At 67.7% G+C, this 23705-nt stretch carries 7 protein-coding genes; 1 reads left to right on the forward strand and 6 read right to left on the reverse strand.

The features are described 5' to 3' along the window. Nucleotides 1-35: 35 nt before the first annotated feature. Nucleotides 36-1625, reverse strand: coding sequence for a TolC family protein (locus tag FBZ90_RS22210; RefSeq protein WP_145735176.1), 1590 nt, complete (start codon nucleotides 1623-1625; stop codon nucleotides 36-38). Between the two features lie 6 nt (nucleotides 1626-1631). Further along, the gene (locus tag FBZ90_RS22215) at nucleotides 1632-18581 is read right to left on the reverse strand and encodes an autotransporter-associated beta strand repeat-containing protein (RefSeq protein WP_145735177.1); all 16950 of its coding nucleotides are present in this window, start codon (nucleotides 18579-18581) and stop codon (nucleotides 1632-1634) included. Nucleotides 18582-19110: 529 nt separating this feature from the next. Here FBZ90_RS22215 and FBZ90_RS22220 point away from each other — a divergent pair. After that, nucleotides 19111-20388 (forward strand): TIGR03032 family protein, encoded by a 1278-nt coding sequence (locus FBZ90_RS22220; RefSeq protein WP_145735178.1) that lies wholly within the window; start codon nucleotides 19111-19113, stop codon nucleotides 20386-20388. 20 nt (nucleotides 20389-20408) lie between these two features. Here FBZ90_RS22220 and FBZ90_RS22225 read toward each other — a convergent pair whose 3' ends face one another. From FBZ90_RS22225 to FBZ90_RS22240, 4 genes are all read right to left on the reverse strand, one after another. Continuing rightward, nucleotides 20409-21209 carry a phage tail protein gene (locus FBZ90_RS22225; protein WP_145735179.1) on the reverse strand — a complete coding sequence of 267 codons (801 nt, stop codon included), beginning with the start codon at nucleotides 21207-21209 and terminating at the stop codon, nucleotides 20409-20411. 304 nt (nucleotides 21210-21513) lie between these two features. Then, complete coding sequence (locus tag FBZ90_RS22230; RefSeq protein ID WP_145735180.1) at nucleotides 21514-22269, reverse strand: phage tail protein; 756 nt, start codon at nucleotides 22267-22269, stop codon at nucleotides 21514-21516. A gap of 181 nt (nucleotides 22270-22450) precedes the next feature. Then, on the reverse strand, nucleotides 22451-22963 hold the full coding sequence (locus tag FBZ90_RS22235) for a GNAT family N-acetyltransferase (protein ID WP_186455989.1): 513 nt from the start codon (nucleotides 22961-22963) through the stop codon (nucleotides 22451-22453). 100 nt (nucleotides 22964-23063) lie between these two features. After that, a complete protein-coding gene (locus tag FBZ90_RS22240) occupies nucleotides 23064-23696 on the reverse strand; it encodes a hypothetical protein (RefSeq protein WP_145735182.1) in 633 nt (210 codons plus the stop codon). Nucleotides 23697-23705 lie beyond the last annotated feature (9 nt).

A 23705-nucleotide genomic window follows, 5' to 3' on the forward strand; every position in this document is an offset into this window, starting at 1 on the left:
CCGCTTCGGCTATGGCCCCTTCGGGGGTACCCGCGTCATTGCTTCGCGGGGATTTCATCCAGCATCGGCGTCTGGGCCGAAACCGACGCCTCCGCCCCGAACATGCCGCTTTCGATGCGCCGGTTCACGGTGGACACCGCTGCGGTCAAGGTCTTCAACGAGTAGTCGGGCACCGACTGCGGCAGCGGGTCGATGCCGACGGAGACATACAGCGACGCCAGGGCGTTTTGCATGTCGGCATAAGCCCGGGCCCGGGTCAGCTCCGCCACGATGCGCGAGGCGGACGCGCGCACGCGGTCGACCTTGCCGGCGGCGCTGTTCTCCTGCTGGGCCAGGATCTGATCGTAGATGCGGCCCTCGATGCCGTCCAGCTCGGACGCTTCCAGGTACTGGGTACGGGCACGGCCCAGTTGCTGCCAGGCGACGTTCACCTGGGTCAGCACCGCCATGGACAGGGCCAGGTTGCGCACTTCCGCCTGGTCGCGCTGGGTCTCTGCCAAGCCCATGAAATCGTTGCCGGATAGCAGGTTCAACAGCCCCCACGACAGGCGCAAGCCGCCTTCCGCCCAGCGCTGGTTCACCAGGAAGGAGTTGCTGTCGTAATCCAGGCCGCCCTGGATGGACAGGTTGGGGAACAGCTTCAGGAAGGCCTTGTGCACCTCATCCGTGGCGATGCGGCGGTTGTACGCCTGCTCCCGCAGCTCCGGACGGTTGATCAGGGCGGTGTGTTCCAGCTCGGCGATGGCCGTCTTCATCTCCGGCAAGGCCGTCGGATTCTCCGGCAACACCAGCTGGTACGGGGTTCCCGGCGGCAGGCCCATCAGCGCCGCCAGCTGGGTCTTGGCCAGCGCCAGGTCGGCCTGCAGGTTCTCCAGCTGGCGGATGATGTCGATGGTCGTCTTCTCATCCCGCAGGACGTCCAGCAGGGGCTTCAGCCGCTGCTTTTCCACCTGCCGGGTATCCTCCAGCGCCTGGCGGGCGTCGGCCAGGATGGGGTTGATGCGGTCGCCGATCTTTTCCGCCGCCACCGCCTGCCAATAGGCGGCGCGGACCTGCTGCACGATGCTGTTGACCGCCGACCGGCGCTTTTCCGCCGTGGCCAGGGCCCGGTCGCCGTTCTGCCGCGCCTGGTAATAGCTGATGCCGAAGTCCAGGACGCTCCAGCTCAGCTGCAGGTCGGCGGTGCCCGACCGACGGTCGGTGGAGATCGAGGGTTCCAGCGACTGCCGGCCAGTCAGGATGGAGTAGGAGGACGATGCCAGCTCGTTGCTGCGCGCCGTCAGGCCGCCGTCCACCACCAGCTTGGGCAACAGGTCCCACCGCGACACGTCGATCTGGCGGTTGGCGATGGCCTGGTCCATCAGCGCCAGCCGGTGGTCCAGGTTGTATTTGATGGCGCGCGCGATGGCTTCGTCCAGTGACACCGTGGTGGTCACCGGATCGATGCGGTCGCGGACCAGCTTCATCGTATCGGCGGCGCGCGTCTGGTTTTCGTCCGTGGTCAACGGACGGGGCGTGACGGAACAGCCCGCGAGCAAAGCCACCAAGGCGCCGGCAACAAGAGGCGTCGCCGCGGTGCGCAGAGAGGGGCGCCGCACAGGCGCGGAGTAAGGCAGGGACGTCATGGAGCCTCAGGCGGTCGTAGTGGTGGTCGAAGCGTGAACGGAAGGATGGGCCGGCGCGTGCCGCGGGGCATCGCCCCCGAACACGTCCAGCAAACTGGCGAGAAGGGACACGGCGTCATCGACGATGCCGTGGTGGGTGGCACCACCGAAGGTGCCGGTACCGAAACCGCCGGCGTGAAGGCTGGACACCTTCTGGGCCTGGGCGGCGGCTTGCAGTTGGGCCGTCAGCGACAGCTTGCCGGCGGGCGTCCGGCCTGGGCCGTTGGCCGTCTTGGCGGCCAAATCATCGGCCGTGCCGCCCTGGCCGGTGTACGCGGCCAACTGGATGGGCTCCAGGTCGGACGGCACGGCCGTCGCCGGGTCGTTGGCGGCGTGCTGTTGTGGGGTGCGGTTACCCGGCGCCTGGCCGCCGCCGCTGGCGCCCGTGCCGGTCTGCTGGTCCTGGCCCACCGCCATGTTGAACTTGGCTTCGGCGACGTTGCCGTTGCTGTCGCGCGCCGTGACGGTGATGGCGATGGTGCCGCTCTCCCCGGCGGGTGGCTGGCCCGTGAAGGTGCCGGTGGCCGGGTTGAAGGTCAGCCAGGCGGGCAGCGGCTGGCCATTTGATTGCCGCGCCTCCAGCGAAACCTGGGGGTCGCTGCTCTGGAATGTGCCCTGGGGCAGCTGGAACGTCGTCTGCTGCCCGGTGGCCAGCACCTGATTGCTGACCGGGGTGGCCAGGGTCAGCGTGGTGGTGCCACTGGAGGCGCTGGTGATGGACACCACGCCCGTGCTGGCGCTGATGACGGTGGTGCTCGAACTGGTCGCCGTCGACGTGGTGACCGTCGCCGCGGTCCCCGTCGTGGTTCCCGTCGAGGTCGTCCCCGTAGAGGTGGTCGTCCCCGTCGTTGTGCTGGCGGTCCCGGTGGTTGTCGTCCGGTTGCTGGTGGTCGTGTCGGTGGTCAGCGAGGTGACGGTACTGGTCGTCGTCGTGCTCGTTGTGGCCGCTGCCGCGCTGGTGCTGATGACACTGTTGCCGCTGAGGCCGGCGCTGGATGTGCCGCTGACACCGGCGTTGCCCGTGCCCACCGTCTGGGTCAGGGACACCGTCGTCGTCGCCGTGCTGGTCGCGGCCACCGTCGGTGTCACGATCAGGCTGCTGGTGGTGGTCGTGACCGGCGTGGAGGTGGTGGTGGTCGTCGTGGTCGTCGTCTGGGTGGCGGGCTGCGGCACCACCACCGGGTTGATGGTCACGCCCACGGTGCCGGTGGTCGTCTTGGCGCCGCCAACCCGTGTCGTGCCCCCGTCATTGACGGTCACGGTGATGATGTCGTTGCCGGTGGTGGCCGGCGTCAAGCTCAAGCTGGCCAGGGTGGCGTTCACATCGGCCACGCTGCCGGTCACGATGACCGCGCCCGTGCCGTTACCCGACAGCGTCGCGGAACCGGACGCCGCCATGACCAACTGACCGCCGAAGCCGTCCCTCACCGTCACGCTGACGGCGCCGCCGTTCAGGGTGTCGCTGATGCTGATGCCCGTTATCGCCTGGCTTCCGGTGGCGGAGATGTTCTTGCCGGCGGGCAGGGTCAGCACGGGCGTGTCGTTGCCTGTCAGGCTGATGGCGACGGTGCGCACGGCCGACTTGACGCCGCCGATGCGGCTGGTGCCGCCGTCGCTGACCGCCACCGTGATGGTGTCGCTGTCGGTACCGGTGGCGATGGTGGCGTAGGTCAGGGTGGCCAGGGTGGCGTTGACGTCGGCCACGCTGCCGCTGACGGACACCACGCCGCTGCCGTTGCCGGACACCGTCGCCCCGCCGGTGGCGGTGACCGTGACATTGCCCTTGCCGGCCAGCAGCGCCACCGTGATGGCGTTGCCCGACAGGGTGTCGCTGACGCTGATGCCCGTGATGGCGTGGGCGTTGGTGTCGTTGTAGCTCTGGGCGGACGGCACGGTCACCACGGGGGTGTCGTTGCCGGTCAGGCTGACGGCGATGGTCTGCGTCGTGGACTTGGCCCCGCCGATGCGGCTGGTGCCGCCGTCGTTGGCGCTGACGGTGATGGTGTCGCTGCCCGTGGTGGTCGCGGTGGTGGCGTAGGTCAGGCTGGCCAGGGTGGCGTTCACATCGGCCAGGGTGCCGGTGATGGTCAGGCTGCCCGTGCCGTTGCCGGCCAGGGTGGCGCCGCCCGACGCCGTCACCGCGACATTGCCCTGGGTGGCGGACACCGTGGCGGTGACCACGGTGCCCGTCAGGCTGTCGCTGATGCTGACGCCGGTGATGGCGTGGGCGTTCGTGTCGGTATAGCTCTGCGCCCCCGCCACGCTCAGAACCGGCGTGTCGTTGCCGGTCAGGTTGATGGCGATGGTCTGGCTGGTGGACTTCGCCCCGCCGATGCGGGCGCTGCCGCCATCGCTGACCGCGATCGTCAGGGTGTCGGTGCCCGTGGTGGTGGCGGTGGTGGCGTAGCCGAGGGTGGCCAGGGTGGCGTTGACATCGGCCAGGCTGCCGGTGATGGACACCACGCCGCTGCCGCTGCCCGACACGGTCGCCGATCCGGCCGCGCTGACGGTGATGGTGCCTTGGGTGGCGATCAGCGCCGCGGTGACCGTGTTGCCCGTCAGGGTGTCGCTGACGCTGACGCCGGTGATGGCATGCACGGTGGTGTCGTTATAGCTCTGTGTCCCCGCCACGCTCAGGACCGGCGTGTCGTTGCCGGTCAGGTTGATGGCGATGGTCTGGGCGGCTGCCTTCGCCCCGCCGATCAGGCTGCCGCCGCCATCGTTGACGGTGACGGTGATGGTGTCGGTGCCCGTGGTGGTCGCCGTGGTGGCGTAGGTCAGGGTGGCCAGGGTGGCGTTCACATCGGCCAGGCTGCCGGTGATGGTGACGCTGCCCGTGCCGGCGCCCGTAACGCTGGCGGCCCCGGCGGCGGTGAAGCCCAGGTTGCCGCGCAGGTCGGAGACGGTGGCCGTCACGGTGCCGTTGTAGGTGTCGCTGATGCTGACGCCGGAGATGGCGTGGGCGTTGGTGTCGGTGTAGCTCTGCGCCCCCGCCACGCTCAGGACCGGCGTGTCGTTGGTGGCGATGGCCACCGCGATGGTGCCACTGGTGGACTTGGCCCCGCCGATGCGCGCGGTGCCGCCATCGTTGACGGCGACGGTGATGGTGTCGCTGCCCGCGGTCGACAGGGTGGTGGCGTAGGTCAGGGTGGCCAGGGTGGCGTTCACATCGGCCAGGCTGCCGGTGATGGTGACGCTGCCCGTGCCGCCGCCCGTGACGGTGGCCGCCCCCGCGGCGGTGAAGCTGAGATTGCCGTGCAGGTCGGACACGGTTGCCGTGACGGTGCTGCCCGGTAGGGTGTCGGTGATGGCGACGCCGGTGATGGCATGGCCGGCCTGGTCGACATAGCTCTGCGCGCCCGCCAGCGCCAGGGACGGCACATCGTTGCCCGTCAGGGTGACGGCGATGGTCTGCGTCGCGGATTTCGCCCCGCCGATCAGACTGCTGCCGCCATCGTTGACGGTGACGGTGATGGTGTCCGTTCCCGTGGCCGTCGCCGTGGTGGCATAGGTCAGGGTGCCCAGGGTGGCGTTCACATCGGCCAGGGTGCCGGTGATGGTGACGCTGCCCGTGCCGGTGCCGCTGACGCTGGCCGACCCCGCGGCGGTGAAGCCCAGGTTGCCATGCAAGTCCGAGACGGTGGCCGTCACGGTGCCGCCGGCCAGGCTGTCGCTTACGCCGACGCCGGTGATGGCGTGGCTGTTGGTATCGGTGAAGCTTTGCGTGGCGGCAACGCTGATGGTGGGGGCGGCATTGCCGGTCAGGGTGACGGCGATGGTCTTGCTGTCCGACAGCGGACCACCGGTGCCGGTGTTGCCGCCGTCATTGACCGTGACGGTCACCGTGTCGCTGTCGCTGCCCGTCGCCGTGGTGGTGTAGGTCAGGCTGGCCAGGGTGGCGTTCACGTCGGCCAGGGTGCCGGCGATGGTCAGGCTGCCCGTGCCGGTACCGCTGACGCTGGCGCCGCCCGAGGCGGTGACGGCCAGATTGCCCTTGCCCGCGCTCACCGTCACCGTCTCCGTGCCTGTCCAGGCGTCGGGGTCGGCCACGCTGACGTTCAGGCCATGCGCCAGGGTATCGGTGATGGTCTGGGCGCCAGGCACGGTCAGGGTCGGTGCGTCGTTGACAGCGGTGATGGTGACCGTGCTGGTGACCGGGGCGGAGGGGGCGATGCCGTCGTTGACGGACCAGCTGATGGTGCGGCTGGTGCGGGTGTCGCCCAGGGTGGGGTCCTGGCTGGTGGAGTTGAAGGTGACGGAGCGCAGGGCCGCCTGGTAGTCGGCGACGCTGGCGGTGCCGGTCAGGGTCAGGACGCCGGTGGTGGCGTCGTAGCTGCCGGTGATGCCGTTCTGGTTGACGAAGGCCAGGACGTCGCCGGCCACGACACTGCCGATGGTGACGGTGGCGCTGGTCAGGGTGGTGCTGGCGCTGTCGGCCAGGGTGATGCCGCTGTCGATGACGCCGGCGCCGCCGCCGTCGGTGTAGCCGCTGGTGCCGCCGGCCGTGGCCGTGGCGCCCTGGGCGGTGACGCTGAGCGTGCCGTTGTTGCCGGAGAAGGCGGTGGCGGCGCCGCTGGTGGTGGTGTCGGCGGTCTGGCGGGTGGCGCCGCTGGTGGCGGTGCCGGTGGTCTCATCCCAGGCCTTGAAGGTGACGGTGGCGGTTTCCACGGTGGCGCCGTTGGGCACGTAGCGCAGCTTGGCGGTGCTGTCGAGCAGCAGGGCGCCGGTGGTGGAAACGGTGCCGACGTCGATCCAGTTGGTGCCGCCGTCGGTGGAATACTGCCAGGTGCCGGACCCGGTCAGGCCGGTGACGGCGATGCCGGAATGGCCGTGGGAGTCGGGATCGACATAGCCGGCGTCGGTGAGGACGCTGGACACGCTGACGGCGTCGCTGGCGGCGTTGAGCGGCGTGGCCGGGATGGTGGAGGTGGCGCCGGTGGCCGGCAGGGTCGGGCTGTTGTTGACCGGGGTGATGGTGACGGTGGTGCTGGCGGTCAGGGTGGTGGTGTCGGTGCCGCCGTTGGCGGTGCCGCCATTGTCCTGGATGCTGGTCAGGGTCACCGTGCGGCCGGTGCCGGCGGTGGGGTCCTGGCTGTCGTTCTGGTAGGTGAGGCCGTTGACCAGGGTCTGGGCGTCGGTGGCCGAGAAATCGCCGTTCTTGGTGATCGTGACGGTGGCGGTGGTGCCGCTGACCGAGACGCTGACGGCATAGCCGTTAGCGCTGGTGGTCACGGCCGTGCCGCTGGTCAGGGTGACGGCGCTGCCGTCGACGGTCAGCACCTCAGACGTGCCATTGGTCACGCCGCCGACGGTCAGCGTCAGGGCGTGCACGCTCTGGCTGGCCTCGCTGGTGCTGACGGTGGTGCCGCTGAACAGGGACACGGCGCTGCCGCCCTCGGTGAAGCCGGGGCTGGTGGCCGGGGTGGTGGTCAGGGTCGGCGCCTGGTTGACCGGATGCAGGGTGACGGTGGTGCTGGCGGTCAGGGTGGTGGTGTCGTGGCCGCCGCCCGCCGTGCCGCCGTTATCCTGGATGCTGGTCAGGGTCACAATGCGGCCGGTGCCGGTGGTGGGGTCACCGCTGGTGTTCTTGTAGGTCAGGCCGTCGACCAGGGTCTGGGCGGCGGCGGCGGTGACGCCGCTGGACTTGGTGATGCTGACGGTGGCGGTGCCGCTGGTGACGCTGACGCCGACGGAATAGCCGTTGGCCGTGGTGGTGACCGTGGTGCCGTTGGTCAGGGTGACGTCCTGCCCGTCCACGGTCAGGATTTCAGAGGCGCCGTTGGCCAGGCCACCGATGGTCAGGGTCAGGCTGTCGATCTTCTGGCCCGCTTCCACCGTGCTGATGGTGGTGCCGCTGAACAGGGCCACCGCACTGCCGCCCTCGGTAAAGACCGGGCTGGTGGCCGGGGTGGTGGTCAGGGTGGGGGCGTCGTTGATGCCCGTGACGGTGATGGTGCTGGTGACCGGGGCGGAGGGGGCGATGCCGTCGTTGACGGACCAGCTGATGGTGCGGCTGGTGCGGGTGTCGCCCAGGGTGGGGTCCTGGCTGGTGGAGTTGAAGGTGACGGAGCGCAGGGCCGCCTGGTAGTCGGCGATGCTGGCGGTCCCCGTCAGGGTCAGGACGCCGGTGGTGGCGTCGTAGCTGCCGGTGATGCCGTTCTGGTTGACGAAGGCCAGGACGTCGCCGGCCACGACGCTGCCGATGGTGACGGTGGCGCTGGTCAGGGTGGTGCTGGCGCTGTCGGCCAGGGTGATGCCGCTGTCGATGACGCCGGCGCCGCCGCCGTCGGTGTAGCCGCTGGTGCCGCCGGCCGTGGCCGTGGCGCCCTGGGCGGTGACGCTGAGCGTGCCGTTGTTGCCGGAGAAGGCGGTGGCGGCGCCGCTGGTGGTGGTGTCGGCGGTCTGGCGGGTGGCGCCGCTGGTGGCGGTGCCGGTGGTCTCATCCCAGGCCTTGAAGGTGACGGTGGCGGTTTCCACGGTGGCGCCGTTGGGGACGTAGCGCAGCTTGGCGGTGCTGTCGAGCAGCAGGGCGCCGGTGGTGGAAACGGTGCCAACGTCGATCCAGTTGGTGCCGCCGTCGGTGGAATACTGCCAGGTGCCGGACCCGGTCAGGCCGGTGACGGCGATGCCGGAATGGCCGTGGGCGTCGGGATCGACATAGCCGGCGTCGGTGAGGACGCTGGACACGCTGACGGCGTCGCTGGCGGCGTTGAGCGGCGTGGCCGGGATGGTCGAGGTGGCGCCGGTGGCCGGCAGGGTGGGGCTGTTGTTGACCGGGGTGACGGTGACGGTGGTGCTGGCGGTCAGGGTGGTGGCGTCGGTGCCGCCGTTGGCGGTGCCGCCATTGTCCTGGATGCTGGTCAGGGTCACCGTGCGGCCGGTGCCGGCGGTGGGGACCTGGCTGTCGTTCTGGTAGGTGAGGCCGTTGACCAGGGTCTGGGCGTCGGTGGCCGAGAAGTCGCCGTTCTTGGTGATCGTGACGGTGGCGGTGGTGCCGCTGACCGAGACGCTGACGGCATAGTGGTTGGCGCTGGTGGTCACGGCCGTGCCGTTGGTCAGGGTCACGGCGCTGCCGTCGACGGTCAGCACCTCTGACGTGCCATCGACCACGCCGCCGACGGTCAGCGTCAGGGCGTGGATGCTCTGCCCGGCCTCCACGGTGCTGATGGTGGTGCCGCTGAACAGCGACACCGCACTGCCGCCCTCAGTGAAGTTGGGGCTGGTGGCCGGGGTGGTGGTCAGGGTCGGGGCGGCGTTCAGGACGCTGGCCACGATGTCGTCGCCGGTGCCGCCGCTGTTGGTGATCAGCGCCTTGCCACCGCCGCTCACGTCCGCCCGGCCATCGCTGTCCAGGTTGCCGAAGGCGGTGGTGTCGGTGGTGCCGCTGCCAGTGTTGTTGACGACGGTGAAGCTGTCGCCCAGGGCGAGGGCGTAACCGCCCACGGTGCTCAGCGTCAGGGTGCCGGTGTTGCCGGCGCCATCGTTCAGCACGACATTGCCACCCACGCTCAACACGTCATTGTTGCTGGTGGCACCGGCGATCTGGATTTGCAGGGCACCGCCCAGGTTGACATTGCCGGTGACGGTCAGGGTGCCGATGCCGTTGTTCACGCCGCTGACGCCGGGGGCCAGGGTGCCGCCGCCATAGACCACCAGATTGCCGCCGACCGTGCCGGTGCCGCCCAGGGTGGCGCCGTCCTGGACGTTGACATCGCCGCCCAGGGCGCCGGTCAGGACCAGGGTGCCGGACACCGCGTGAGCGGTTTGGGTGTAGGCGCCGCTGCTGCCCGACAGGGTCACGGACCCGGCGCCGCCGGTCAGCAGGTCGCCGAAACCACCGACGACACCCGACAGGGTCAGGCTGTTGTCGGTGTTGATGGTGCCGTTGTTGACGGACAGGTTGATATTCTGGGCCAGGCTGACGCTGGACCCGGTGACGGTCAGCGTGCCGCCGTTCAAGGTCAGGGCGCTGCCGCCCAGGTTGGTGGCGGCGGCGATGCTCAACGCGCTGTCACGCACCACCGTATCGCCGGTGTAGGTGTTGGTGCCGGACAGGGTGAAGGTGCCGCCGCCATTCAACACCAAATCGCCCGATCCGGTGATGTTACCTGACAGGGTCAGGGCGTTGACCGTGCTTACGGTGCCGCCATTGCTGCCCAGGGCCACGGCCTGGCTCAGGCTGACGCTGGACCCGGTGACCGTCAGGGTGCCGCCGTTCAGGGTCAGGGCGCCGCTGCCCAGGTTGGTTGCGGCGGCGATGCTCAGGGTGCCGTCGATGACGGTGGTGGTGCCGGTGTAGGTGTTGGTGCCCGACAGGGTCAGGGTGCCGACGCCATTCAGGGTCAGGTTGCGGGCCCCGGAGATGACGCCGGACAGGATGGCGCTATTGTCGACGGTGATCGCGCTGTCGGCGTTGAGGAGGATGTTGTTGGCGAGGGTGACGCTGCTGCCGGTCACCTCCAGCGCGCCACCGTTCAGGATGACGGCGCCCTTGATGGTGGTGCTGCCCAGGTTGGTGGCGTTGGTGACGCTGAGGGTGCCGGCGGACACCATGGTGGCGCCCAGCGCGCTGGTGGAGCTGGTGTAGGTGTTGGTGCCGGACAGGGTCAGCTTGCCGGCGCCGACCTTGGTCAGGCTGATGACGCGGCTGAGGTTGCTGCTGACGCCGCCGGTGATGTTGCCGGTCAGGGTCAGGGCGTTGGCGTTGCTGATGATGCCGCCGCTGGCGCCCAGGGTGATGTTCTTGCTGATGGTGACGTTGGTGCCGGTGACCAGCAGGCCGCCGACGCCGGTGTTGCCCATGTTCAGGGTCAGCGTGCCGGTGGTCAGGTTGGTCTGGTCGGTGATCGACAGCGTGCCGACCTGGATATTCAGGTTGGTGGACCCGGTGCTGTTGTTGGCCGTCAGCACCACCGCGCCGTTGCCGAAGTTGCGGGTGAGGGTGAAGGCGCCGGCCAGCGCCCCGCCCAGGGTCAGGGTGGCGGTGTCGGCGACATAGATGCTACTGGCGGCGCTCAGGGTGACATTGCCCGACAGCGTGGCGCTGCCGGAGGACAGGTTGATGGCGCCGGAGCTGGATATGCCGCTGCCGGCGATGGTCAGGGCGTCGGCGATGGTCACGCCGTCATCCACCTTGAGGGAGGCGCCGCTGACCACGGTGGTGGCGCCGGTGCTGCTGCCCAGGGCGCCGCTGCTGGCGGCCTCCAGCGTGCCGGCGCTGATGGTGGTGACGCCGGTGTAGGTGTTGGCGCCCGACAGGGTGAAGGTGCCGCTGCCGGCCTTGCTCAACGCACCGGCGCTGGCGCCGTTCTGGATGACGCCGGAGAAGGTGGTGCTGGTATTGTCACCGCCCGCTGTCAGGGTCGCCCCGTTGAGGGTCACCGTGCCGGCGCCGCTCAAGGAACCCACCGTCTCACTGGCGCTCACCAGAAGGGTGGCGCCGGAGGCGACGGACACGGCGCTGCTGTCACTGATGGCGCTGCCGCCGGACACCGTGATCTGGCCGGCGCTGATGGTGGTGGCGCCGGTGTAGGTGTTGGCGCCCGACAGGGTCAGGGTGCCGGTGCCGGTCTTGGTCAGCCCGCCGGTGCCGGTGATGGCACCGGAGAAGGTGGTGCTGGTGTTGTCGCCCCCCGCCGTCAGGGTGTTGAAGCTGCCGAGACTGACGGTGCCGGCGCCCGCCAGGGAGCCGATGGTCTCGCTGGCGGCCAGGGCCAGCGTGGCGCCGCTGGCGACGGTGACGGCGCTGGTGTCGGCGATGGCGCTGCCGCCGCTGGCGGTCACCTTGCCGGCGCTGATGCTGAGGGCACCGCTGTAGCTGTTGGCGCCGGACAGGGTCAGGCCGTCGTTGGCGCCGGTGCCGGTGGTCAGCGTCAGGGTGCTGTTGCTGCCGGTGATGTTGCCCGACAGGGTGGCGGCGTTGCCGCTGGCCACCTGGAGGGTGGAACTGGCGGTGACGGCGATGTTCTTGGCGATGGTGGCGGCGCCGTTGACCAGCAGGGTGCCGCCGGCCAGGGTGACGCTGCCGCTGCCCAGGCTGCCCGCGCCGGCGATGCTGAGGGTGCCGGAGGTGACGGTGGCGTTGGTGTAGGTGTTGCCGGTGTTGCTCAGGATCACCGAGGCGTAGGTGCCGCCGTTGACCTGGGAGGCGACGTTCAGGCTGCCGTTACTGACCACGCCGCTGAAGGTCAGGTCGTTGCCGGAGCCCAGCTGGTCGTTGATGGTGCGGGTGGCGCCGCCCAAATCGACCGTGCCGGAGAAGGCGAGGGCATAGGTGCCGGCCATCAACAGATCGGTGTTCAGCACCAGATTGTTGGCCAGGTTGTAGGTAAGGTTCGTGGTGCTGCGGATCTTGCCGCCGTTGATGGTCAGGGTGCCGGTACCGAGGGCGGTGTTGCTGGAGATGTCGAGGATGCCGCTGGTCAGCGTGACGCCACCGCTGAAGGTGTTGTTGCCCAACAGCTTCAGGACACCATTGCCAGCCGTGCTCTTGGCCGTCAGCGCACCCGTGCCGGTGACGGCGCCGCTCAAAGACAGCAGCCCGGTCGAATCCACCGTGCCGCCGGCGGCGTTGACGGTGATGGCGGTGGAGCTGGTGAACGCGCCGGTGGACAGCAAGGTGCCGCCGTTGAAGATCAGGGACGAGGTGCTGCCCAGGCCAGCCACGGCCAGCGTGCCGGCCGAAATCGTTGTCGAGCCGGTGTAGGTGTTGGTGCCGGTGGTCAGCGTCAGCTTGCCGGCACCTGTCTTGATCAGGCCGCCCGTGCTGCTGAGGGCACCCGACAGGGTCACGTCGTTGGCGTTCCTGATGGTGCCGCCGCCGCTGCCCAGGGTGATGGCCTTGCTGACGGTCACGGCGGACCCGGTCACCGCCAAGGCGCCGCCGTTCAAGGTCAACGTGCCGGCGGTCAGGTTGGTGTTGTCGGTGATGGACAGGGTGCCGGTGGCGATGTTCAGGTTGGTGGCGCCGGCGCCGTTGCTGTTACTCAGGACCAGGGTGCCGGTGCCGACATTCTTGTACAGCGTGTAGGCGCCGCCCACGGTGCCGCCGAGGGTGAGGGTGCCGGTGCCGTTGACGTTGACCCGCGCGTCGGCCGTCAGGGTCACGTTACCCGACACCGTGGCGCTGCCGGTCGAGGTGTTGAGGGTCAGCGAGCCGTTACCGGCGGTGCTCACCGCGTCCGCTATGGTCACACCGTCGTCGATCAACAGGGTGCCGGCGGAGGCGATGGTCGTCCCGCCGGTGCTGCTGCCCAGGGCGCCGCTGCTGGCGGCCTCCAGCTTGCCGGCGCTGATGGTGGTGGTGCCGGTGTAGGTGTTGGCGCCTGACAGGGTGAAGGTGCCGGTGCCGGCCTTGGTCAGCCCGCCATCAATACCGCCGTCCTGGAGGACGCCGGAGAAGGTGGTGCTGGTGTTGTTGCCGCCCGTCGTCAGTGTGCCGCCGTTGAGCGTCACCGTGCCGGCGCCGGCGAGGGAGCCAACGGTCTCGTTACTGGCTTCCAGCTGCAGCGTCGCGCCCGAGGCGACGGTCACGGCGCTGCTGTCGGCGATGGCGCTGCCACCCGACACCATGATTTCGCCCGCACTGATGGTGGTGGCGCCGGTGTAGGTGCTGGTGCCCGACAGGGTCAGGGTGCCGGTGCCGGTCTTGGTCAGGCCGCCGGTGCCGGTGATGGCGCCGGAGAAGCTGGTGTCGGTGTTGTCATCCCCCGCCGTCAGGGTGTTGAAGCTGCCGAGACTGACGGTGCCGGCGCCAGACAGGGAGCCGATGGTCTCGCTGGCGGCCAGGGCCAGCGTGGCGCCGCTGGCGACGGTAACGGCGCTGGTGTCGGCGATGGCGCTGCCGCCGCTGGCGGTGACCGTGCCGGCGCTGATGCTGATGGCACCGGTGTAGGTGTTGGCGCCGGACAGGGTCAGGCCGTCGTTGGTGCCGGTGCCGGTGGTCAGCGTCAGGGTCCCGGTGCTGCCGGAGATGACGCCGGACAGGGTGGCGGCGTTGCCGCTGGCCACCTGGAGGGTGGAACTGGCGGTGACGGCGATGTTACTGGCGATGGTGGCGGCGCCGTTGATCAACAGGGTGCCGCCGGCCAGGGTCACGCTGCCGCTGCCCAGGCTGCCGGCGCCGGCGATGTTGAGGGTGCCGGAGGTGACTGTGACGTCGGTGTAGGTGTTGCTGGTGCCGGTCAGGATCACCGAGGCGTAGGTGTTGTTGTTGACCTGTGACGCGACGTCCAGGCTGCCGTTTTGGACTACGCCACTGAAGGTCAGGTCCAAGCCGGCGCCCAGCTGGTCATTGATGGTGCGGGTGCCGCCACCCAGATCGACCGTGCCGGAGAAGGTCATGCTATAGCTGCCGGCCATCAGCAGGTCGCTGTTGATCACCAGGTTGTTGGCCACGGTGTAGGCGGCGGTGGTGCTACGGATCTTGCCGCTGTTGAAGGTCAGGGTGCCGGTGCCCAGGGCATTGGTGTTCGAGATGTCGAGGATGCCGCCATCCAGCGTGATGCCGCCGCTGAAGGTGTTGCTGCCCGTCAGCTTGAAGGCCTTGCCCGTGGCGCCGCTCTTGGCGTCCAGCGCGCCCGTGCCGCTGATGACGCCGCCAAGGGTCATGGAGCCGCCAGTGAAATCGAAAGTGCCGCCGCCGGCGTTGATGGTGATGGCGGTGGAGCTGGAGAAGGCGGCCGTGGATGCCAGCGTCCCGCCATCCAGGGTCAGCCCGGATGTCTGGCCCAGGCTGCCCAGCGCCAAGATGCCGCCCGACACCGCGGTGGCGCCCGTGTAGGTGTTGGTGCCCGACAGGGTCAGGGTGCCGGCCCCGGTCTTGGTCAGGCTGCTGCCGGTGCCAGCAAGGTCGGCGGAGATCAGCACCGAACTATCGGCGCCCACCTGCACGGTGGCGCCACCGCCCAGTGTCAGGCCGCCGCTGGTGACGGCGATGCTCAGGCTGCTGCCGGTGCCGGGCGCGTACTTCAAGGTGTCGCCGGCGCCCAGCGTGACGCCGCTGGCCATGGTGATGGTGCCGTTGACGCCATCGGCGAAGATGATCGTGTCCGCGGTGCTTTGCGCCGCGGATTGGTTCAGCGCCTCACGCAGGCTGAAGCCGTCGGAGGCGGATCCACTGCTCTGGTCGCTGGTGGTGGTGACGTAGATGGTGGAGCTTGCCACCGTCACGTCGGCGTTGGTGGTGTTGCCACTGCCGTCACTGAGGGCGAAGCGGATGGTGGCGTTGCCGTAGGGGGTGGCGTTGCTGTACTGGATGGCGTGCATCACCGCCGCGACATCGGTGGCGTTGGCGCCGGCGCTGCCGAAGTCGATGGTCAGCTGGCCGCTGGAGGTGACGTAAACCCAGTTGAAGGTCTTGCCGTTGACCGTGACCGTGCCGTTGCCATTGGACCCCTGGGTCATGGTTCCGGTCGACGTCACGCTGCTGTCGAAGCTGAAGACGTCGGTGGCGCTGCCATCAAGGGAGCCGGATTTTACCCGCTCCACCACCAGGCTGGCGTTGTTCCAGGTGGCGGCGTCGTTTTCGGTATCGCTCACTGAGACGGCCGTGCCCGAATCCAGCCGGATGGCGGTGCTGGCATCCACCCAGGTGACGCTGTCGCCGTTCAGGTCGTTGATGACGGGCGCGGCGTTGGGCCCGGTGATAGTGATGCTGGCCGTGTCGGTGGCGGAGGAGTAGGGGGTGGTGCCGCTGTTGGTGGTGGTGGAAACCTTGGTGCCGGCGGTGCCGGAGGTCTGGTCCCAGGCGCGGAAGGTGATGGCCGCCGTGCCGGTGTAGCTGGTGTCGGTGACCTGGAAATACAGGCGGGTGTTGGCGTCGGCCTTCAGCAGCAGCGACGCGGTCCCGCTGACGGTGGTGCCGGCGTTGACATTGGTCCAGGTGCCGCCGCCGTCCGTGCTGTACCACCAGACGCCATGGGCCGTGTCCGTGGCGGTGATGGCCATGCCCACCTGGGCGCTGGCGTCCGCGTCGGTGACGTTGGCGACGCCCGTGCCGCTGGCGACCAGGGATGAGACCAGGGTGCCCACGGCGCCGCTGGGGGCCGCCGTGGTGGTGTTGGCCTCGGCGGTCAGGGTGGGCGACTTGCTGGCGTCCAGAACCGGCGCGTCGTTGATGGAGGTGACGGTGATGACGCTGGTACTGTCGGCGGTGCCGGCGACACCCAGGTCGTCGTTGGGCGTTAGCGTGAACGTGGTCTGCTGGGTCGACCCGGCGGCAACCTGGTTGGCGGTGGGGGTGAAGACCAGGGCCTGCAGCGCCGTCTGCAGGGCGGACGCGGTGCTGGCGGTCAGGGTGTAGTGGGTGCTGTCCGTGCTGGTCAGGCCTGTGCCGCTGCTCTGGCTCAGCGTGCCGTTGTTGGCGCTCAGCGTGATGGCGACGCTGTAGCTGGTGGCGCCGCTGTTGTTGTCGGTGAAGGTCACGCTGCTGAATGGCGTCGCGGTGCCGGTGTCGTTGGCGGTGCTGGTGTGGGTGCCGCTGATCACCGGGCCCGTCACCGTCACGCTGAAGGTGCGCGTGACGGTGGAGGTGCCGTCGCTCACCTGGATGGTGAAGCTGTCGCTGCCGATATAGCCGCTGGTGGGCACGTAGGTCAGCGTGCCGCCGGGAGTGATGTCGCTGCTGCCGGAGCTGGCAGTGGCGCTGGTCAGCGTCACGGTGCCGTGGCCGGCGGCGCTGGAAACCGTCCAGGTTTCCGTCTGGCTGATGTCGGTGTCGCTGACATGCAGGTAGGACGTGAGGTCGATCGACGTGCTGTTGTGCGCGACCGTCAGGTTGGCGGTGCCCGCCTGCACGAAGGCGGGGGCGTCGTTGATCGAGGTGACGGTGATGACGCTGGTGCTGTCGGCCGTGACGGAGCCGCTGTAGACATCGTCGCCGGGCGTCAGGGTGAAGGTGGTGGCCTTGGTCTGACCCACCGCCACTTGGTCCTTGGTGGGGGTGAAGACCAGCGTCCGCAGGGCTGTCTGCAGGGCGGACGCGGTGCTGGCCGTCAGGGTGTAGTGGGTGCCGTCCGTGTGGGTCAGCCCGGTGCCCGACAGCACGCCGTTGGCGGCATCCAGGGTGATGTCGACGTGATAGCTGGTGGCGCCGTTCGTGCCATCGACGAAGGTCACGCTGCTGAACGGCGTGGCCGTGGCGTTGTCGTTGGCGGTGCTGGTGTGGGTGGCGCCCACCGTGGGCGGTGCCCCCGCGATCGTCAGGCTGGCCGTGTCGGTGGCCGTGGAGAAGGCGACGTTGTTGGTGATGTAATCGGTGGGGTCGGAATTGACGCCGTTGGTCCCCACGAACCCGTCCCAGGCGCGGAAGGTGATGGCGTCGCTGATGGTGCCGGAGAAACTGCTGTTGGTGACCTGGAAGTAAAGCCGGGTGTTGCTGTCGGCGGACAGCAGCAGCGCCGACGTGCTGCTGACGGTGCCCACGGCATGCCAATTCGACCCGCCGTCGGTGGTGTACCACCAGGAACCGTTGGTGGTGTTCAGGCCGGTCAGGGCCAGGCCGGGCGTCCCGCTGCCGCTGTCGGTGAAATTGCCGATGCCCGTGGTGTTGACCAGGCTGGAAACCAGGGTGCCGACCGCGCCGGTGGGCGCAGCGGTGTCAGCCTGGCTTTCAGACGTGAGCGTGGGGCTCTTCGTCGCGTCCAGCGTCGGTTGCGTCGGCGTGCCGCATAGATTGTTGGTGATGAGATGATTTACGAAGGAGTCAACGCTGGTATAGTAGACTCTGCTACTATAATCCCAAAGTCCAGCGGCCGGGATTAAAAACTGGGCAGCGGGGTGGGATGTATTTTGTGATGGGCTGTAATATAAGAAAGCTGCAACGGCTTGCCGGTTCCCGGAGGTTGTGCTTGTATTATATATTGTGAAATAATTCTGTAAATTATTATGATAAGCATAAGGGTTGCGGCTCACTCCTGTCGAGTCATGGTAATTTGTCGCGCGGTGATATTGATCTGGGTGGAATTTGTAAATATCGACTTCATCAACAATGGTATTGTTGGTCGCCCTTTTAACTACAGCGCCGCTATACTGAACGGCGACACAGCCCAGGCAGTGGTCGATGCCCTGCATACCCGCAACGGTGAAGGGCAACACCACATCCACCGGTTTGCCGCTGGTGTATTCCATGACCCAATCGCCGCCCAGCGCCGCCGGGCCGGTGCGGTTGGTCGATGCTGCCACGTCCACGTCATTGCCCAGGTAGCGGGCGAAATCGTCCACGAACTTCTGGCCGGTGGCGTCCTCGGCGATGGAGCAGCCCAGCAGCACGAAATCGCCGCCCGTTTTCAGCGAGGCGCCGATGGCCGCCAGATCGGTGGCGCGGCTGGCCAAGTCGGCATCGGTGACCACCTTGTTGCCGCCCAGGATGATGCCGCCGTCGCCGCCCTCGGATACCAGGACGACCTGATCCAGGTTGCTGTATTGGGACAGCGCCTCGGCGATGCCATGGATGGTGCGCTGTCCCGGGCCTAGCAGGATGACGGGCACGGAGGGGTCCATGCCCGCGATCAGGGTCTGGTAGTCGGCGACGCTGGTGTCGACGATCACCACCTCATGCACCGAACTGTTGGTGGTGGCCGCGGCCGGGGTGGTGGCGGTGGACGTGGTGGCGGCGGCCTGCACGGTCTCCGCCGACGTCTTGCCGGCATCCTTGGTGTCGGTCGCCCCCGTGGTATTCGTGGTGCTGGTCTTCGCCGTGTCGGTCGCGGTCGCGGCGGCGGCCTTGGCGGCGGCGTCCAGCAGCGCCTGGGTGGCGACCGCGTCGTGATGGGTGTCGGCCGTATCGGCCGCGGCGGCCTTGGACACCGTCGCCACCGTGGCGGCGGCGGCGGCGTCGAACATCATGCGCGGTTCAAGGGCCAGTCGCAGGGCGCGGGGGGCGTTCTTGCGGACCGTGGGGCGCGTACCGTCGGGCATGGCGTTCAACTCACCAAAATGGAATAGGCGTCATCGGGGGACGGAAACCCCAACGGCAACCTCTGTGTGAGTAATGCCATCAAGAACTGCAAATTCGCCCCCATGTCGCTTAAACCACAACTCTCCCGATGCTGCCAGTCAAAAACGGAGGGCGAGGCCGGATCCGCCAAGAAAGCAGCGATTGTGATAGATTGTGATAGATTATGATAAGTGGTTCACGGAGTTGATGGGTCAGTCGATTCCCTCGAACGCCCCTATTCTGAGGGATAGGTCCTAAGAAATGATTACCCAGTAACGACCCCCTTCTTTCCGGTTCACGGTTTACCCTGGGCTTTCTTCACTGTGGACCGGTTTCGGAATTAACAGGGAATTAACAAATAACGCCTAGCCCTCGACCAGCTCCCTGGCGCCGCCGGGTGGGATTTGTTAGAGAGCGTACGACTGAGCGCATAGGCTCATCGATTTAAGGTGGTGTCGGCGTGGTGCCATTGGCGCCGGGTTTGGACGCCGGTTTAGAGGGGGGTACCGAATGTCCGATCAGGAACAAGCGCTTCATGGGGCGCCGGCAAGGTTTGCCGGGGCGGACACCGTCGATCCGACCCTCATGCCCACCCAGGATGGTGAGGCCGTACCCCGCTTCCTGCCATCTCCCGACTTCGCCAACTGGCTGGCCCAGACCGCCGGCAGCCTTGTCATGTCCACCTATCAATCGGGCCGGCTGATCTTCCTGTATGTCGAGGATGGGCAGTTGCAGGTGCTGGATCGCGTGGTGGGCACGGCGATGGGCTTGGCCCTCAGCAGCCGGCATTTGTGGGTGGGCACGCGCGAGCAGGTGTGGAAGTTCGCCAATACGGGTGTCGCCACCGTCGACGGCAAATTGAAGGACGCCGTCTACATGCCGCGCAAAGGCTATTTTGTCGGGCCGTGCGACACCCATGACGTCCTGGCGGATGTCCGCTTCGGTGGTGAGACGCATGAGCTGGCGTTCGTCGCCACCTCGTTCAGCTGTATCGCTGCCCTGGATGAACGCTATAATTTCCGGCCGCTATGGAAGCCGGACTTCGTGCCCATGCTGGTGAAGGCCGATTTCTGCCATCTGAACGGCTTCGCCGCCTGCGACGGCGCCATCGCCTATGCCACCTTGTGCGGCCGGACCGTGGAGGCGGGGGGCTGGCGTGAAAATCGCAACGCCGGCGGAATGGTCTGGGATCTGACCGCGAACGAACCCGTGGCCACGGGCATGGGTATGCCCCATTCGCCCCGGTGGTATCGCGACCGGCTGTGGGTCCTGAACTCCGCAGCGGGCCAGTTCGGCTATGTCGATGGCGACCGGGGGGGCTTCGTGGCCGTGGTGGATTGCCCTGGCTTCGCCCGCGGCCTGACCTTCATCGGCGATTACGCGGTGATTGGCCTGTCGCAATTGCGGGCCAACAGCTTCGGTGCCAGCATGGCCTTGACGGAAAAGCTGCAGCAAAGCCAGGTGAAGCAGCGGTGTGGCCTGCAGATCGTGGATTTGCGCACCGGTCGCAACGCCCATTGGCTGACCATAACAGGGCCGGTGACGGAGCTTTACGACGTGGCCTTCAATCCTGGCGTCCGCCATCCGTATTCGCCGGGGTTCCGCGAACCGGCATTGCATCAGCAGCGCGTGCACCTGCCCTTGGATTCCCGCTTTCCCCATCCCTATAGCCAGGGCGTGCAGCCCCTGGCAACCAAGCCGCAGGCGCGGCGGGGGGACGCCATTTCCCCGACGGGCGCGGCAGACAGCGCCGTCGCGCCCGCCGGTGAGGGGACGCCCGCTTCGTAACGGGCGCCCCGTCGCCTGGTTTACGGACGGGTGGGATAAAGCCCGTTGACGCAGATGATGTAGTTGATGGGTTGGACGGGCAGACCCAGGTTAAGGGCCACCCCGCCACCTGTATTGCCGATGGTGACCGTGCCGCCGGTGATGCCGCCGCCGCCTCCCGTGACAGGGACGCTGATGGTGCCCGCAGCCGTGCCGGTGACGGTGGCGGTGCCGGTGACGGTGGTGGTGCCGGTAATGGTTACGGAACCGTTCGGCCCCAGAGGAATGGTGGGGGTGTTGCCCGATGGCGCGAAGATCGCCGTGCTCGGCCCCGCCGTGGTAATCAACGCGTTTGCGCTGGGTGTCTGACCGCGACCGGCGGTGTTGGTCGTTCCGATATTGGCGGTGCCGGTGCCGGTGACGCTGCCGGTGCCGGTGATGCTGCCCGAGGCGGTGACCGGAACGCTGATCGTGCCGCTGGCCGTCATGGCGCCGCCCGACCCGCCGCCGCCCGTGGGGGTGAAGACGGCGGCGTGGGTGTGCGTCGGCATATTGTTGACGCTGATAAACACCGGGTTGCCAAACAGTCCGGGGGCGGGGTTGACCGTGCCCTGCGGCGTGAACGGGCCGTTGGTGCTTACCGCGCCGATGGCCGCCCGGTTGCGCAGGTCGGGCAGGCCGAAGGTGCCTTGGGCCTGGCTGCCACCGTAAATGTTGCCGATCAGGGAAAACAGGGCCTGGTACTGGGAAATCTGGAGCGTCCGGCCATCGCAGGGCAGCCAGTCCTGCGGCACCCAAGGCACGGCCCATAACATGACCGTACCGATATAAGAATCTGCCATGATTCGGCCTCGTCTCAGTTGAAAATTTATGAAGGGAAATGACGGCGCCAGGGGTGGCGCGAGTGCTGCGGGTAATTTACGCCGAGCGCACAATTTTTACGCAAAAAGACGAGAGACAACAACTCAAAAATGACTAAAAATGATATTTCTATCTTGAGAAATAAAATATAAGAACCCGTCACATCTTGTAAGTTTTTGTGGATTACTGCGAAAGCATTACCGCCTTTGCGCCTTTCGCTATCGCGACTCTGCAGGGACACCCTTCGATAAAACGGCCCCCTCAGGAGAGGGGGCCGGAGAAGGCTTAGTCGCGGGAGGGGAAGATGCCGTTGAGGCAGATGATGTAGTTCATCAGCAGGGTGGGCAGTTTCAGATCCACGGGGGCGTTGCTGCCGGTAATACCGATGGCAACGGTGCCGCCGGTGATGCCGCCCGTCGAACCAGTGACAGGCAGGCTGATTGTTCCGGAAACGGTTCCGGAAACCCCGCTGCAGGTTCCGGTCACGCTGACGGCGTCGGCGGCGCCAACGCGGACGGGCGTGCCGCTGGTGGTGTAGATCTGCGATCCGGCACCGCCATGGGTCAGCAAGGCGCCTTCGGTCAGGGTCTGCGATTTCGCGCCGGGCGCGGTAGTGCCGATCTTGGCGCTGCCCGTGCCGGTGATGGTGCCGCTGCCGTCGCTGAAGGTCAGGCTGACCGGGCCGGACGCGACGGCGCTGCCGCCGCTGGCACCGCCGCTGCCCGTGAACGTGGCCGTGTGGGTGTGGGCCGGCAGGTTGCCGGCGGTGAGGGTCACCGGGTTGCCCAACTGGCCGGGGGTGGTGCTGGGGGCTCCGCTTTGCAGGCCGACATTGTTGATTTGCGGCGCGCCGACGGGAACGCGCTGCCGCAGGTCGGGCAAGGCGAAGGTGCGGATGCCGTCGCCGCCATAGTAGGTGCCGATGATCGCGAACAAGGCCTGATATTGGCTGATCTGCAAAAGCCGACCGTCGCAAACCGCCCAGTTGCTGGGGATCCACGGTGCGGACCACAGCATGACGGTGCCGATAAAGGAATCCATGGTTTTTCCTCGCTTTTATGGCGTTGGCCCGGCACGTGCCGGGGCAATACGAAATGCCCGCCGAACGGGTATTTATGTTTATTATGCGCAAGCTTTACGGGATGCGGGGCTGGACCACAACCATAAAATGAGGGATGTGGCGTAATGCGTGGGTTATCGTAGGAGCCCCATGTCCCTGCTATCAGGGGGCGAGTGGTGCGCGCCGAAGATCTTGCAATGGCCCCGTGGAGCCTGAGGGCTGGAAGCCGAGGCGGTGGTAAAGGCGGATGGCGGGATTATCCAGGCGCACCGCCAGCGTCAGGGCCACGTTGACCGCGTCGGCGGCGGCCGCCAGCGCCGCCAGCAGGCGTCCACCATGCCCCTGACCCCGCAAGCCGGCATCGATCACGATGTCGACCAAGCGGCCCTGGGCCCACGCCATCCGCCAATAGCCGATGGCCTCGCCCCGGTGCTCGATGATTTGCAGGCGGCTTTCGGGGAATTGCGCGGCATGGCCCGCCAGACGGCCCCGCACCTGCATGGCCACCAGGGGGCCGGCCATCTCGGCCGGCAAGGGGCCCAGGATCGCCTGTATGTCCTGCGCCATCAACGTCTCGACCCAGGCCTGGTCTTGCGCGCCGGCGTCACGGTGCGCCAAATCCGGGGCGCGGTGGGCCAGGGCGTAAATGAAGGCGGATTCCACAGGCTCGGGCATAAGCATGGCATTTCGCGGAGGAGGGCACCATCGCGCCGCGATCATGCGCCGCAATGGTTGTAAAAGCAAACAATAACCCGCGCCAGGGTGGCTTCGCTGTTCAGGGCGCCAAGCGATCCCCCAGGACACGGGCATAGCTGCCCAGGCGGGCCTCCAGGTCCACAGGCACCTCGCAGGTGTAACGCAGCGTGCGCTCCACCTCCTCGAAGCTGCGGATCAGGTAATCGCGGCGCTGCACGATCTCCGCCCGCTGCTGGCGCTTGTCGGGATCGGTGACGTCGGCCGGGATGGCTTGCAATTCATTGGTGGCCTGGGACACCAGGTCGCCCACCTCCCGCTGGCGATGGGCCAGGCTTTTCAGCCGGGCGATGACGTCGCCGCGCTGGCGGTTTACCTCCTCCACGATGGCGGCGAAGGCCTTGGGGTATACGGCGGCCCGCCGGGCCTTGGGAACCTTGTCGGCGAAGGCGGCCAGGGTTTTCTCCCCCTCCTCGGTCGGCACGTCGCGGGGGGACACGGCCAGGACCACGGCCGCCACCGCCTTGTCATGGCGCCAGTCCGCATGATCGGGCAGGGCGGGGCCGTTCCAGTAGGTGGCGCCGGTCAATTCCGGCACCAGGCGCTGGTGGCACGGCCAGTCCGGGTCCGCCTGCGGCGGGGCGGCGCGTGCCGTCAGGGACGCCCCGCCGATGAGGGCGGTGAGCAGAAGGGCCACCGGAACCGTGACGCGCATCCTTGTCCT

This window comes from Nitrospirillum pindoramense (genome assembly GCF_007827955.1).
GTDB lineage: Bacteria > Pseudomonadota > Alphaproteobacteria > Azospirillales > Azospirillaceae > Nitrospirillum > Nitrospirillum amazonense_B.

Bases quoted from the DNA above. Each gene is read 5' to 3' on its own strand.
- FBZ90_RS22215 (WP_145735177.1), bottom strand. From the start codon at position 18,581: ATGCCCGACGGTACGCGCCCCACGGTCCGCAAGAACGCCCCCCGCGCC.
- FBZ90_RS22230 (WP_145735180.1), bottom strand. From the start codon at position 22,269: ATGGATTCCTTTATCGGCACCGTCATGCTGTGGTCCGCACCGTGGATC.
- FBZ90_RS22220 (WP_145735178.1), top strand. From the start codon at position 19,111: ATGTCCGATCAGGAACAAGCGCTTCATGGGGCGCCGGCAAGGTTTGCC.
- FBZ90_RS22225 (WP_145735179.1), bottom strand. From the start codon at position 21,209: ATGGCAGATTCTTATATCGGTACGGTCATGTTATGGGCCGTGCCTTGG.
- FBZ90_RS22210 (WP_145735176.1), bottom strand. From the start codon at position 1,625: ATGACGTCCCTGCCTTACTCCGCGCCTGTGCGGCGCCCCTCTCTGCGC.
- FBZ90_RS22235 (WP_186455989.1), bottom strand. From the start codon at position 22,963: ATGCCCGAGCCTGTGGAATCCGCCTTCATTTACGCCCTGGCCCACCGC.
- FBZ90_RS22240 (WP_145735182.1), bottom strand. From the start codon at position 23,696: ATGCGCGTCACGGTTCCGGTGGCCCTTCTGCTCACCGCCCTCATCGGC.